Origin of the sequence: Nocardioides sp. NPDC057767, from assembly GCF_042798275.1 — a bacterium.
Taxonomy (GTDB): Bacteria; Actinomycetota; Actinomycetes; order Propionibacteriales; family Nocardioidaceae; genus Nocardioides.
Window position 1 is genome coordinate 173,293 of sequence record NZ_JBHVKJ010000002.1, and the last position, 12,862, is coordinate 186,154.

The 12,862-nt window shown below is 70.2% G+C and carries 12 protein-coding genes and 1 pseudogene; 8 read left to right on the top strand and 5 right to left on the bottom strand.

What is annotated here, in order from left to right:
* Positions 1-9: 9 nt before the first annotated feature.
* On the top strand, positions 10-810 hold the full coding sequence (locus tag ACFVDI_RS02175) for a 3'(2'),5'-bisphosphate nucleotidase CysQ (RefSeq protein WP_378899797.1): 801 nt from the start codon (positions 10-12) through the stop codon (positions 808-810).
* A 642-nt stretch (positions 811-1,452) separates the two neighbouring features.
* On the opposite strand, the gene ACFVDI_RS02180 is transcribed toward ACFVDI_RS02175, so the two are convergent.
* On the bottom strand, positions 1,453-1,938 hold the full coding sequence (locus tag ACFVDI_RS02180; RefSeq protein WP_378899800.1) for an SRPBCC family protein: 486 nt from the start codon (positions 1,936-1,938) through the stop codon (positions 1,453-1,455).
* A 30-nt stretch (positions 1,939-1,968) separates the two neighbouring features.
* On the opposite strand from ACFVDI_RS02180, the gene ACFVDI_RS02185 reads away from it, so the two are divergent.
* Positions 1,969-2,709 carry a dienelactone hydrolase family protein gene (locus tag ACFVDI_RS02185; RefSeq protein WP_378899803.1) on the top strand — a complete coding sequence of 247 codons (741 nt, stop codon included), beginning with the start codon at positions 1,969-1,971 and terminating at the stop codon, positions 2,707-2,709.
* On the top strand, positions 2,709-3,206 hold the full coding sequence (locus tag ACFVDI_RS02190; protein WP_378899806.1) for a gluconokinase: 498 nt from the start codon (positions 2,709-2,711) through the stop codon (positions 3,204-3,206). The genes ACFVDI_RS02185 and ACFVDI_RS02190 overlap by 1 nt, the downstream gene beginning before the upstream one ends.
* A gap of 139 nt (positions 3,207-3,345) precedes the next feature.
* Here the strand turns inward: ACFVDI_RS02190 and ACFVDI_RS02195 are convergent, their stop codons facing one another.
* On the bottom strand, positions 3,346-4,245 hold the full coding sequence (locus ACFVDI_RS02195; protein WP_378899808.1) for a crotonase/enoyl-CoA hydratase family protein: 900 nt from the start codon (positions 4,243-4,245) through the stop codon (positions 3,346-3,348).
* A 138-nt stretch (positions 4,246-4,383) separates the two neighbouring features.
* Between ACFVDI_RS02195 and ACFVDI_RS02200 the strand changes: the two genes are divergently transcribed.
* On the top strand, positions 4,384-5,508 hold the full coding sequence (locus ACFVDI_RS02200; protein WP_378899811.1) for a sensor histidine kinase: 1,125 nt from the start codon (positions 4,384-4,386) through the stop codon (positions 5,506-5,508).
* Positions 5,505-6,251, top strand: a complete 747-nt coding sequence (locus ACFVDI_RS02205) for a response regulator (protein WP_378899814.1) — start codon at positions 5,505-5,507, stop codon at positions 6,249-6,251. The genes ACFVDI_RS02200 and ACFVDI_RS02205 overlap by 4 nt, the downstream gene beginning before the upstream one ends.
* Here ACFVDI_RS02205 and ACFVDI_RS02210 read toward each other — a convergent pair.
* The 3 genes and pseudogenes from ACFVDI_RS02210 to ACFVDI_RS02220 all read right to left on the bottom strand — a co-directional run bounded on the left by ACFVDI_RS02210 (position 6,221) and on the right by ACFVDI_RS02220 (position 9,157).
* Entirely contained in the window at positions 6,221-7,009 is a 789-nt protein-coding gene (locus tag ACFVDI_RS02210) for a hypothetical protein (protein ID WP_378899817.1), read from the bottom strand. The two genes, ACFVDI_RS02205 and ACFVDI_RS02210, sit on opposite strands and share 31 nt — an antisense overlap.
* A 65-nt stretch (positions 7,010-7,074) precedes the next feature.
* Positions 7,075-7,731 (bottom strand): annotated as a pseudogene (locus ACFVDI_RS02215) (ABC transporter ATP-binding protein); the annotation flags it as partial.
* A gap of 97 nt (positions 7,732-7,828) precedes the next feature.
* Entirely contained in the window at positions 7,829-9,157 is a 1,329-nt protein-coding gene (locus ACFVDI_RS02220; RefSeq protein WP_378899820.1) for an LCP family protein, read from the bottom strand.
* 112 nt (positions 9,158-9,269) lie between these two features.
* Between ACFVDI_RS02220 and ACFVDI_RS02225 the strand changes: the two genes are divergently transcribed.
* From ACFVDI_RS02225 to ACFVDI_RS02235, 3 genes are all read left to right on the top strand, one after another.
* Positions 9,270-10,772 (top strand): LCP family protein, encoded by a 1,503-nt coding sequence (locus ACFVDI_RS02225; RefSeq protein ID WP_378899823.1) that lies wholly within the window; start codon positions 9,270-9,272, stop codon positions 10,770-10,772.
* A gap of 212 nt (positions 10,773-10,984) precedes the next feature.
* Positions 10,985-11,935: a glycosyltransferase family 2 protein gene (locus ACFVDI_RS02230; RefSeq protein ID WP_378899826.1), complete on the top strand. Its 951-nt coding sequence runs from the start codon at positions 10,985-10,987 to the stop codon at positions 11,933-11,935.
* The gene (locus tag ACFVDI_RS02235) at positions 11,932-12,831 is read left to right on the top strand and encodes a glycosyltransferase (RefSeq protein WP_378899829.1); all 900 of its coding nucleotides are present in this window, start codon (positions 11,932-11,934) and stop codon (positions 12,829-12,831) included. Before ACFVDI_RS02230 ends, ACFVDI_RS02235 begins: the two co-directional genes overlap by 4 nt.
* Positions 12,832-12,862: the final 31 nt, after the last annotated feature.

The window sequence follows — 12,862 nt, forward strand, 5'->3', positions numbered from 1 at the left end:
GTGCCGCGGGTGACCTTTGATGCGCCCATGCCCGAGATCCTCGCCTCCGACCACCTGCTGGCCGCCTGGCTGGCCGAGACCGCCGGCCGGCGACTGCTCGAGGTGCGCGCCACCTCCGGCCTCGAGGGCAAGGCGCTCAAGGACGCGGGCGACCTGGCCGCCCACGAGCTGCTGATGAAGCTCGTCGCCGAGTACCGTCCGGAGGACGCGGTCCTGTCCGAGGAGGGCAAGGACTCCAAGGAGCGGCTCACCAAGGACCGGGTGTGGATCATCGACCCGCTCGACGGGACCCGCGAGTTCTCCGAGCCGCCGCGCGACGACTGGGCCGTGCACGTGGCGCTGTGGGGCTCCTCCAACGGCGGTGAGCTGATCGCGGGCGCGGTCGCGCAGCCGGCGCTCGCGGACGCATCCGTCCAGAGCACCTTCCACACCGGCGCGGCCCCGGTCGTGCCGCCCTCGACCTCGCCCCGTCCCCGGATCGCCGTCTCCCGCAGCCGCCCGCCGGCATTCGTCGAGGCGCTGGCCGAGGAGCTCGGCGCCGAGCTGGTGCCGATGGGATCGGCCGGCGTGAAGATGATGTCCGTCGTGCGCGACATCTCCGACGCGTACGTCCACGCCGGTGGGCAGTACGAGTGGGACTCCGCCGCTCCGGTGGCCGTCGCCGCCGCTGCCGGCCTGTTCACCTCGCGCATCGACGGCTCGCCGCTGCGCTACAACCAGGACGATGTCTATCTGCCTGATGTGATCGTGTGCCGGCCGGAGCTCTCGGAGCAGATTCTCTCGTTCATCAAGCGGCACGGGGTGGAGTGAGGCGGTTCCGGCGGTCGGTTTTCGCCGCCGGTTCGCGACTGTGTTTTGGTCGGCTGTGGGCCGCCGACCCTGTCGTCGAGTGTTTCTCGACCTGCCCCGGAGTCAAGGAGGGCCTGCGGCCGCCGGCTTCGCCGGTCGCCTTCGGCGATCCTTGACACCGGACCATGTCGAGAAAGATTTGGCTGGCTATCAGGGGCGGCGGCCCCAGTGTGGCCGCGGCACAATCACCTACGGGAGAGGGCTGCTCCACGCCGATAGCACCCCCGGGTCTCCCGGTGAAAGAAAAGTTTCTTTCACCGGCGCCCACCCCCTTTTGGCGAGGGCTGCAAGCCGGGGCGAACGAAAATTCGTTCACCCCGCCGGTAGTCCCAGCGACGGCCCCAGATCGACGACCCCAGATCCCAAGCCCCCACCTAACCCGGATCGACGCGCCAAACCCCTGCCGCCGACCCGATAACCAGCCAAAATTCTCAGCGACGGCCGGTGTCAAGGACCGCGAAGCGGCCGGCGAAGCCGGCGGCCGAAGGCCGTCCTTGACTCCGGACGCCGCTGAGAACACCCTCCCGTAACGGGTCGGCGGCAAACAGTCCCCCGAAAACACAGCAGCCAATGCGCGCCGAAAGAAGAAGCCGCGCAAAAAGATCAGGCGCCGACCAACAACCCCTCGAGCGCCTCCAGGCTCTGCCGCGCGTACCCCTTCCACATCCACCCGAAAACAGGCATCGCGAACGAGGCGGCAGACGAGGTGGGAGTGACGTCCCAGGACCAGGCGACCCGGGTGCCGGTGCCCGCCGGGGCGAAGGACCAGCGGCCGGCGACATGGCCGACCAGGAGCTTGAGGGGACCGGAGAGCGGCGTGATCTCGTAGGAGAACGACGTCGGGGCGTCGACGGCGGTCAGGGTCTCGCGCATCGTGGCACCGTCGGAGAGGACGATCGTGCGGGTCTCGCCGGCGGAGTCCCAGCCGCCGGCCTGATCGCGGACCTCGGCGATCGGGCCGATCGCGGCGTACCGGCGACCGAAGATCTGCGGTAGGGGAGCCGGTGGGACGCGGGCGAGGGCGGTCTCGTAGGCGATCGGGATCGCACGGGAGGACTCGAGGTGCAGCGCTTCAAGGTGCTGGGTCATGACTACGAGCATGGCAGTAGCGTGAGTGGCGTGGTTGAGCAGATCGAGATCCAGACTCCCGACGGCACCGCCGAGGCCTACCTCGCCCGGCCCGAGAGCGCCCCCAAGGGTGGTGTGCTCGTCTACATGGATGCCATCGGCCTACGGCCGCGGCTGGCCGAGATGATCGAGCAGGTCGCGTCCTGGGGCTATGTCGTGCTCGCGCCCAACGTGTTCTACCGCGACGGCGGCGTGGCCGAGTTGGCGCCGACCGCCGACCTCCGCGATCCGGCGGCCCGGGACGCGTTCTTCGGGAACGGTGCGATGGCGCGGGTTCGGAGCCTCACCGTTGCCCGGCTGGCGGTCGACATCCCGGCGTACGTCCAGAAGCTCCGGACCTACGTCGCCGGCCCGCTGGCGACGCACGGCTACTGCATGGGAGCGCGGATCGCGGTGCGGACCGCGGGACGGTTCCCCGACGAGTTCGTCGCGGTCGGCGGGTTCCACGGCGGCGGGCTGGTGACCGCGGACGAGGCCTCGCCGCACACCTGCATCGCCGGGACGAGGGCGGAGTACTACTTCGGGCATGCCGACCACGACCGCTCGATGACTCCGGAGAACGTCGCCGATCTCGGCCGGGCGCTCGACGACGCCGGGGTGACCTACACCAACCTGATCTACCCGGACGCCCCGCACGGCTACACGATGGCGGACACCTCGTCCTACCAGGAGGCGGGGACGCATCGGCACTTCACCGACCTCGAGCTCCTCTACGCCCGTACGATGGCCTGATGGCGAAACCGGTGCTGGTCGTGATGGGTGTCTCGGGTTCGGGGAAGTCGACCATCGGTGCGGCGATCGCAGGCAGGCTGCGGGTGCCGTTCGAGGATGCCGACGACCTGCATCCGCCGGCGAACATCGAGAAGATGACCGCCGGGATCGCGCTCGACGACGATGACCGCTTCCCCTGGCTGGAGGCCGTGGGGGAGTGGCTCGCCGGGCATGAGGAGCGCGGCGGCGTGATGAGCTGCTCGGCGCTGAAGCGGAAGTACCGGGATCAGCTCCGCCGGCACAGCGCCGGAGTGACCTTCCTCCACCTGGAGGGCACCCGCGAGGTGATCGCGAGGCGCCAGGCGAGCCGGCCCGGCCATTTCATGCCGGCCTCGCTCCTGGACAGCCAGTTCCGCACGCTCGAGCCGCTCGAGCCGGACGAGGCCGGGTTCGCCATCGACGTCGATCAGCCGGTCGACGCGATCGTCGAGGAGTACGCGCGCCGCATCGGTGCCTAGCGCCGAGAGGCGGCCGACACGCGCCCATCTCGGGTTAGGCGTTGCGTGCCGGCCGCGGCCACACCCGGGTGAGGGACCAGCGGGCGGGCCCACTTTCGACGGTAACTCAGGATCCCCCGGCACAACAGAGGGTTTGCGGCTATCGCTGCAGGTCAGAGCGTAAAAAGACGTCCGGGACCTCGGACGCTTTCGAGGTGAACTCCGGGGCCCGCTTCTCCAGGAATGCGGCGACTCCCTCCTTGCCGTCGCCGACAGAGGCGTAGAACATCGCCAGCGAGTCGCTCAGGTGCGCCTCGAGCGGGTGGCGCACGGAGGCGTTGCGGGTGATCAGCTGGCGTACGAGCGCGGTGCCGACCGGCGACCGGTTCTGGGTGAACCTCCGGGCCAGCTCGAAGGCGGCGGGCAGGAGCTCGTCGGGCAGGTGGATGCTGCGGACCAGCCCGCCGTCGAGCGCCTGGTCGGGGTCGAGGATCTCCGCGGTGTAGAGCCACTCCAGGGCCCGTGGTACGCCCACGACGCGCGGCAGGAAGTAGGACGAGCAGGCCTCGGGGACGATGCCGAGCTTGCCGAAGACGAAGCCGATCTTCGCCTTGGAGGAGGCCAGCCGCGCGTCCATCGCGCACAGCATGGTGGCTCCGATCCCGACCGCCGGGCCGTTGACCGCGGCGATCACCGGCTTCGGGAGCGCGTGGATGGCGAGGGTGACCTTGCCGCCCGTGTCGCGTACGCCCTCGGCGTACTCGGGGTGCTTGGCCGGGTCGGCCAGGTGCTCGGCGAGCTTCTCGGGCGTCGGGTGCAGCGACTCGTCGAGGCCGAAGACGTTGCCCTCGGCCGAGAGGTCCATGCCCGCGCAGAAGGCCCGCCCCGCACCGGTCACGATCACCGCGCGCACCTCGTCGGCCATCGCGTCGGTGGTGAACACCTCCTCCAGCTCGCGTGCCATCGTCACCGTGAACGAGTTGAGCGCGTCCGGTCGGTTGAGGGTCAGGAGCGCGATGCCGTCGGCGTCCACGTCGAAGGTCAGGGTCTCGTAAGCCATGGGTCACAGTCTGCACCGGTGGTCGAGCTTGTCGAGACCCCCGGTCGTGGATTGCCTCTGTTCAGCCGCGTAAGGGCCGGTCTGCCTACTGACGAAAGTCGGTACAGCCGAGGTGAGACGGCAACTACGGTGATGAGCGTGAGTCTGCTGCGCGTGCCCCGGGTCTGGGAGCCGATCCTCTCGGCACTGCTGATCGCCGCGGTCGCGGCCGAGCACCTCTACATGAGCGGCGCCGGCCATCCGCAGTGGTCGGGCTGGTCGGCGGTGGCAGGCGTCGTCGGAGTGGCGCTCGCCATGTGGCTGCGGCGGCCGTATCCGGCGGTCTCGGTGGCGCTGGTGTGCGTGCTGGTCGGCGGCACGGTGGTGGCGAACGACGGCTGGATCCTGATCAACTACGTCGCGTTCGCGGCCCTGGTGAGCTTCCTCGTCGGCAGGTGGGCCGATCAGGCGTGGCCGTCGATGGCGGTGGTGGGCGTGGCCGTGGTGGCGTTGACCGTGCTCGACGCCACCGTCAACGGCGGCGGGGTGCAGGTCGCGATGGCCGGCAACATGATCATCTTCATGGCGCTGCCGTGGCTCAGCGGCCGCTACCTGCGCCAGGTTGCCCGCCACCACTCGACGGCGATCGAGCAGGCCCAGCTGACCGAGCGGGCCCGGATCGCTCAGGAGATGCACGACTCCCTGGGCCACGAGCTGAGCCTGATCGCGCTGCGCGCCGGGGCGCTCGAGGTGGCGCCGGGGCTCACCGCGACCCACCAGAAGGCGGCCGGGGACATCCGCGCGGCCGCCGCCGGGGCCACCGAGCGGCTCGGCGAGATCGTCGGCGTCCTCCGTCCCGCCGATGAGGAGGCGCCGCTGACCCCCGCTGCGACCGGGATCGCCGACCTGGTCGAGCGCGCGCGTGAGTCGGGGATGGACGTACGTCTGGTCGGCTCGCTCACCGAGGGCACCGCACCGGTCCGGGACACCGCTGCGCACCGGATCGTGCAGGAGGCGCTCACCAACGCCGCTCGGCACGCTCCGGGGTCGTCGGTGACGGTCTCGGTGGAGGAGCGCGAACCCGAGGGCGTACGCCTCTCGGTGAGCAACGGCCGAGCGACCCTGCCGCCGGGTGCCGGAGCGACGACCGGACTGGGCCTGGCCGGGCTGGAGGCGGCGGCCCGTGCCGCCGGCGGCACGCTGCGCCACGGCCCCGTCCCTGGCGGAGGCTTCGAGGTGGTCGCCGACCTGCCTGCCCATCAGCGGCGAGAGGCTGTGCTGTGATCCGGGTGCTGCTCGCTGACGACGAGGCGATGGTGCGCGCCGGCGTACGCGCGATCCTGGAGACCGACGAGGCGATCGAGGTGGTCGCGGAGGCCGCCGACGGGCGCGAGGCGGTCGACGCCGCCCAGCGCCACCGACCCGACGTGGCGCTGCTCGACGTCAGGATGCCGCGGATGGACGGCCTGGCGGCCGCGGCAGAGATCGCCCGGACCGCCCCGGAGACCGCGCGGGTCATACTGACCACGTTCTCCGAGGACGCCTACATCGCCCGGGCGCTCGGCGACGGGGCCAGCGGCTTCCTGCTCAAGTCGGGTGACCCCCGCGAGCTGCTCGCGGGAGTGCACGCGGTCGCCGACGGCGCCGCCTTCCTCTCGCCGCGGGTGGCCCAGCGGGTCATTGCCGAGCTCGGCGCCGGGGCGGGTGATCGGATGTCGCGGGCCGCCGACGCCCGGGCGAAGGTCGCCACCCTCACCGACCGTGAGCGCGACGTGATGGCACTGGTCGGCGCGGGGCTCTCCAACGCCGAGATCGGCCGCCGTCTCCATCTCGTGGAGGGCACCGTGAAGGCCTATCTGAGCAGCGCCTTCGGTCGTCTCGGCGTACGCAACCGGGTGCAGGCGGCGGTCCTCGCCCACGAGGCAGGGCTGGTGGCGCCATCGGTGGTCGAGCTTGTCGAGACCTCCAGGACCGAGAGCTCGACCACCGACGGGGATCAGGCGTCGCGCCGGCGCAACACCAGGTAGCCCGCCACCAGCGTGACCACCGACCACGCGGCGAGGAGCCCGAGCCCGCCGTTGCGGCCGTAGGGGAGCCCGTCATCGAGCCCGAAGAGGGTCGCGATCCCGATGCCGAGATACTCCGTGCCACCGGTGCCCGGCAGGTAGTAGGACACCTCCGTCATCAGGTCCATCCCGCTCATCATCAGCACCATCGGCAGCAGGAAGAGCGCCAGGAAGGCCACGACCAGCGCCCCCGCGGTGCTGCGCAGCGCGACCGCGAGCCCGATGGCCAGCGCGACGACCACGCCCAGGTAGACGCTGATCTTGCCGGCCACCGTGGCCACGGCGGAGGCGTCGAAGACGCCGTAGTCACCTGCAGTCAGATAGCCGAGACCGGCCCCCAGGAGCGCGAGGAGCGCGCCGGCGACCAGTGCGACCACCTCGACCACGACGAGCTTCGCGACCAGCACCCGGCCGCGCCGGGGCTCGCACTGCAGCGTCGTACGCATACTGCCGGAGGCGTACTCCGAGGTCACCGTCAGCAGCGCCAGTGCGATCAGCGCGAACTGGGTGAACAGCAGGCCCGCGGTGGCGACGTCCTCGACGTGGAGCAACTGGTCGGCGTGGGACAGGTCCGGGTTGGGCTCGGCCGCGTCGAAGCCCAGCGGGACCGAGTAGAGCGCCATCAGCGCGGCCGCGCCGATCAGGCACCACCAGGTCGAGCGGACCGACCAGAGCTTGATCCACTCGGACGAGATCGTGGCCAGGAACGGGCTCAGCATCAGGCCACCTCCCCGGAGTACTCGACGCTTCCCGCCGTCAGCTGGAAGTAGGCCTCTTCCAGCGAGGAGTGCCCGGCGACGAACGAGGCCAACGGGGAATCCGCGAGCAGCCGCCCACGACCCAGCACGACCAGATGGTCGGCGGTCTGCTGCATCTCGCTCATCAGATGGCTGGAGACCAGGACCGTACGCCCCTCCGCGGCGAGCGACCTCAGTAGCTTCCGGATCCACAGCACCCCGTCGGGGTCGAGCCCGTTGACCGGCTCGTCGAAGAGCATCACCCGCGGGTCGCCGAGCAGCACCCCCGCGATCCCGAGCCGCTGGCTCATCCCGAGCGACAGGCTCCCCGCCCTCCGCCGGCCGACCCCGGTCAGGCCGACCCGTTCGAGCACCTCGTCGACCCGGGCCACCGGGATCGAGTTGCTCCGCGCCATCGCCACCAGATGCGTACGCACCCGGCGACCGGGGTGCACCGCCTTGGCGTCCAGCAGCGCACCGACCTCGCGCAGCGGGCGGCGCAGCGAGGCGTACGGGCGCCCGTCGATGGTGGCGGTCCCCGACGTCGGCCGGTCCAGGCCGAGGATCATCCGCATCGTGGTCGACTTCCCGGCACCGTTGGGGCCGAGGAACCCGGTGACCCGGCCGGGCTGTATTCGCAGGGTGAGATCGTCGACCGCGGTGGTCGCGCCGTATCTCTTGGTCAGGTGGTCCAGTGTGATCATGCGTCGAACCTAGGGACGTACGCAGCCCGGGAGAGTGGACGAAAAGCAGCCGTCCCTACCGACGAAAGTCAGTAGGGACGGCTACGGATGGTTCGGACTACCCGGGCAGACCGGTCGGCGTGCAGATGTCCGCCGGGATCTGGTCGACGGTGTCCGCCTTGATGTGGCCGAACATCGTCAGCGCGTCGTCCTTGCGCCAGTTGACCGCGAAGTCCTTGATCGGGACGCCGCAGGTCATCGCGGAGCCGCCCGCGAGCGCCTTGAACGCCCACAGGAACTTCGCGCCGCCGATGACGCTCATGCCCTTGCCGACCTTGAGCCCCTCGGCGCCGCTGCCCATCTCGGCCAGCTTGGCGGGGTTCAGCAGGGTGCCCACGCTGGTGGCCTTCTTGCCGATCGCCGAGATGACCTCGGTCTGGTTGGCGCCACGGCCGAGGTCGCCGTTCTCGGCCGCGTAGCGGGAGCGGGAGTAGGCGAGCGCGGTCACGCCATCTACCTCCTGGCAGCCCTTCTTGATGTTCAACCCCGCCTTGGGGTCCTTCATGTCCTTCTTCGGGCAGATCTCGATGCCGCCGACGCCGTCGACGAGGCGGGCCAGGCCGCCCATGCCGATCTCGACGTAGCCGTCGATGCGCACGCCGGTGTTCTGCTCGATCGTCTGCACCAGCAGCTCGGGCCCGCCGTAGGCGAAGGCCGCGTTGATCTTGGTCGTGCCGTGGCCCGGGATCGGGACCAGCGAGTCACGGGGGAGGGTCACCACGATCGTCTTGCCGGCGCCGGTGTGCAGCAGCTTGATGGTGTCGGTGCGGCTGCCCGCGGCGTCACCGGTGGAGAGCTTCTTCTTCTCCTCGGCGGTCAGGCCTTCGCGGGAGTCGCTGGCGACGATGAGGTACGTCGTGCCCGGCTGGTCCGCCGGCCGCTCGCCCGCGGTCGGCTCGTAGGCGACCTTGTCGACCTTGTTCCAGGCCGAGATGCCGATCCAGGCCACCGAGCCGACCAGGATCAGGATCGGGATCATCACGATGATGACGAACTTGCGGAACGGGTGGCGCTTCTTCGGCCGGGACTGACGGCCCCCGCGACCGCCGCCGTAGCCGTTGCCCGGGCCCCCGTAGCCGCCGCCGTTGCCGCCGCCGTACTCGCTCGGCTGGCTCCAGCCCTGGTTGTAGCCCTGGTTGTAACCCTGGTTGCCGTAGCCGCCCTGCCCGGGCGTCGGCGCGATCTCGCCCGGCTGGGGCAGCGGCCGGTCATAGCCGCCACGCGGCGGCGCCTGGGGAGGCGAGCCGGCGGGAGGCCGACGGACGGTGGGCATGACGTTGGTCGGCTCCGGGCCCGAGTTCTGGGCAGGCTGGCCACCGCCGTACGCCCAGCCGTACTGCTGCGACCGGGGATCGTTCGGGTTGCCAGGGTTGCGGGGGTTTGGCATGGGCTCAAACGTACCGTGCCCGGCGACTAGAGTTGGTCGGCGCGTCGCGTCACTCTGTTACGTGTGTGACTAGTGATACTGGCGATGCAAACTCTTCACCCGAGGGACCGAGATGGCTGACCAGAACTACCGGCCGCAGCGTACGGCCGCCGAGCGCGCCTCCCGCGTGCGGTTCCGCCGCGCGATGGCGTTGCTGCTGATCACGCTGCTCCTGCCCGGGTCGGCCCAGCTCGTCGCCGGCAACCGCCGGGTCGGCCGGATCGCGATCTGGACCGTCATCGGTCTCGCGGTCACCGCCGGGCTGGTCTTCGTGATCTCCCTGTTCTGGCACGGCCTGATCTTCCAGCTCGGCACCAGGCCCTGGCTGCTCGGCCTCTTCCGGATCGCGCTCATCGCGGGTGCGATCGCCTGGGCCGCACTGTTCATCGACGCCTGGCGGCTGGGCCGCCCGCTCGAGCTCGACCTCAAGCAGCGCCGGGTCGTGGTCGCGATCGGCGGCGCACTGGCCTTCTCCGTGGGCGCGACCCTGATCTTCGGCGCCCACCTGGTCGGTGTCCACAAGGGCATGGTCGAGGCGATCTTCGCCGGCGCGGAGGCCGCCGAGGCCCACAACGGCCGCTTCAACGTCCTGCTCGCCGGTGCCGACTCCGACGGCGGGAAGACCCGCTGGGGCCTGCGGCCCGACTCTCTGACGGTCGCCTCGATCGACGCGGTCACGGGTCGCACCGTCCTCATCGGCCTGCCCCGCAACATGCAGAACTTCACCTTCGACGACGGCTCCCCGATGGACAAGGAGTTCCCGCGCGGCTTCGACTGCGACGGCTGCTACCTCAACGGCGTCAGCACCTGGGCCGGAGAGCACAAGGAGCTCTACAAGGGTGAGAAGGACCCCGGGATGGCCGCCACCGTCGACGCCGTCGAGGGCATCACCGACCTGCAGATCAGCTACTACGCGATCGTCGACCTCAACGGCTTCCAGGAGATCGTCGACGCCATCGGCGGCGTCACCCTGAAGGTCCGCCAGCCGATCCCGGTCGGCATCCCCTCCGACAGCTTCTACACCCACATCCAGCCCGGCACCAGGAAGCTCGACGGCTGGGAGACCCTCTGGTACGCCCGGGCCCGTCACGACTCCGACGACTACTCCCGGATGGCCCGTCAGAAGTGCGTCCTGAACGCGATCCTGCAGCAGACCAGCCCGGCCGACGTCGTACGCCACTACCAGGATGTCGCGAAGGCGACCGGATCCACGATCACGACCTCCGTCCCGCCGAGTGAGATCGAGCGGTTCTCGGCGCTGGCGCTCAAGGCGAAGTCGCAGAAGATCTCGACGCTCTCGCTGGTGCCGCCGCTGGTCGACACCGCCGACCCCGACATGTCCGACATCCACGCCGAGGTTCGCAAGGCGGTGAAGAAGGCGACCCCGAAGAAGGAGGAGGTCTTCGCGTCCCCGAGCACCGGCGACGACGGCGAGACCAAGGCGCCCGCCCCGAAGAGCAAGCCCAAGGCCTCCGGCGACTCCGACAAGGGCGGCCCCGTCACCGGCGGTTCGCTGGGCTCGCGCAACAAGGGCTACCAGGCCAACGAGACCGACGACCTCGCCTCCGCGTGCTGAGCCACCGTCGGTCGAGCCGCGAGCGTCAGCGAGCGTGTCGAGACCAACACAGCACGTACGCGACCGTGTTGGTCTCGACACGCCCCCGCCCAGCGGCTCCGGCGGCTCGGCCAGCGGGGTCCTGCTCGAGCGTGTTGAACAACGCGTTAACGGGGCGTCACGACGACTCGCTGATTCCCGGGATACCCCGCGGTCGCGGCTAGTCTGGATCCGTGCCAGGGAGTAATCGTGTCGCCGCCGTGGTGGTGACCTTCAACCGTCTCGAGCTGCTGCAGCGACTGCTGGAGCGGCTCGACGTGGTCGACGGGCTCGACGAGGTGATCGTCGTCGACAACGCCTCCACGGACGGCACGTCGCAGTGGCTCGCCGAGCTCGACGGCGCCGATGGGGTCTCGACAGGCTCGGCCACCAGAAGCGCGGTTCCGGTGGTCGCGCGCACCCTGCAGCGCAACAGCGGTGGTGCCGGCGGCTTCCACGACGGCCTGGAGCTGGCGATCGAGCGCGGCGCGGACCTGGTCTGGCTGATGGACGACGACGGCCTGCCCGATCCAGACTGCCTGGCGCTTCTCCTCAAGCAGACCGACCTCGACTTCTGGGGGCCGCTCGTCGTCGACGAGGGCGACCCCGGCCGCCTGGTCTTCCCGATCCGGCTCCCGGGCCGTTCGAAGGTCGTGCACCAGCTCGCCGACGTCGAGGCGGCGGCCACCGATGGCCTGATCAAGGACATCGTGATCCCGTTCAACGGGGTCCTGGTCACCCGCGACCTGGTGGAGCGGATCGGCTACCCCCGGGCGGAGTACTTCATCTGGGGCGACGACCACGAATACCGCCTCCGGGCCGAGAAGGCCGGGGCCCGGATCGCCACCGTCGTCGGGGCTCAGGTGCGCCACCCGGCCGTCGGTGACCTCGGCACCCCGATGGCGTGGGGGAGGGCGACGTACAACCACACGCCCAGCGACCTGAAGCACTACTGCATGGCGCGCAACAACCTGCTCAACCTGCGCGACTACCGAGGGTGGCCCTTCGCTTTGGCTTTCGTGGCCAAGACTCTATGGTTCTACCTGCTCACCAAGCCGCAGCCGAGCCGCATCCGGCTGTCGGTGCAGGCGTGGTGGGCGGCTGTCCGGGGGGACTTCAGTGGACACGAGAGGTTCCTTCGTTGAGCACCACCCGTGAGACGGTCGCGATCGTCGTCGTCACCTACAACCGCGCCGACATGCTGCGTGGGCTGCTCGACGGGCTCACCAAGCTCGACCAGCCCGCCGACGCCGTGATCGTCGTCGACAACGCCTCCACGGACCACACCGCGCAGGTCCTCGCCGAGGCGGTCACGCCCAACCTCCAGGTCATCGACAGCCCCGAGAACCTCGGTGGCGCCGGCGGCTTCCACCTCGGCGCCAAGGCCGCGGTCGAGCAGGGCTGGGACCGGCTCTACCTGATCGACGACGACGTCGTCCCGGCCCACGACTGCCTCGAGGTGCTGCTCGCCCAGGACGAGGACTGCCTCTTCTCGGTGCGCGAGGACCGCAACGGCAAGCTGATCGAGCTGGCCGCGCTGAAGTTCGACCTGCGCAACCCGCTCGCGATCAAGCCCAAGACCGCCGCGGTCATGGACACCTACCCGACCCGCGACGCCATGCCCGAGCGGGTCCCGGTGGAGAACGTCGCCTTCGAGGGCTTCATGATCCGCCGCACCGTCCTGGAGGAGATCGGCCTCCCCGACCCCACCTACTTCATCTTCTACGACGACGTGGACCTCGCGATCCGCGCCCGCCGCGCCGGCCGCACCATCTGGGCCGTACGCGACGCCGTGCTCGTGCGGCAGCTCGACTTCAGCCAGCAGCACGACCTGGCCGGCTGGAAGGGCTTCTACATGTACCGCAACCTCTTCGTCGTCCACTTCCGCTACGGCGAGAACGTCCTCGTACGTCTCAAGCCCTGGCTCATCACCGCGGCTGTGGTCCTCCTCAGCCCGCTGCGAGGCGGCAAGCACGAAGCCGTCAACGTGATCAAGGCCCTGCGCGCCGCGCGGGGTATGCGAACCCTGCCCACACCTTGACCCTCACCTCCTCCTGACCGACCCCTTACCC

Bases quoted from the DNA above. Each gene is read 5' to 3' on its own strand.
- ACFVDI_RS02180 (WP_378899800.1), bottom strand. From the start codon at position 1,938: ATGACCCAGCACCTTGAAGCGCTGCACCTCGAGTCCTCCCGTGCGATC.
- ACFVDI_RS02190 (WP_378899806.1), top strand. From the start codon at position 2,709: ATGGCGAAACCGGTGCTGGTCGTGATGGGTGTCTCGGGTTCGGGGAAG.
- ACFVDI_RS02195 (WP_378899808.1), bottom strand. From the start codon at position 4,245: ATGGCTTACGAGACCCTGACCTTCGACGTGGACGCCGACGGCATCGCG.
- ACFVDI_RS02210 (WP_378899817.1), bottom strand. From the start codon at position 7,009: ATGCTGAGCCCGTTCCTGGCCACGATCTCGTCCGAGTGGATCAAGCTC.
- ACFVDI_RS02220 (WP_378899820.1), bottom strand. From the start codon at position 9,157: ATGCCAAACCCCCGCAACCCTGGCAACCCGAACGATCCCCGGTCGCAG.
- ACFVDI_RS02225 (WP_378899823.1), top strand. From the start codon at position 9,270: ATGGCTGACCAGAACTACCGGCCGCAGCGTACGGCCGCCGAGCGCGCC.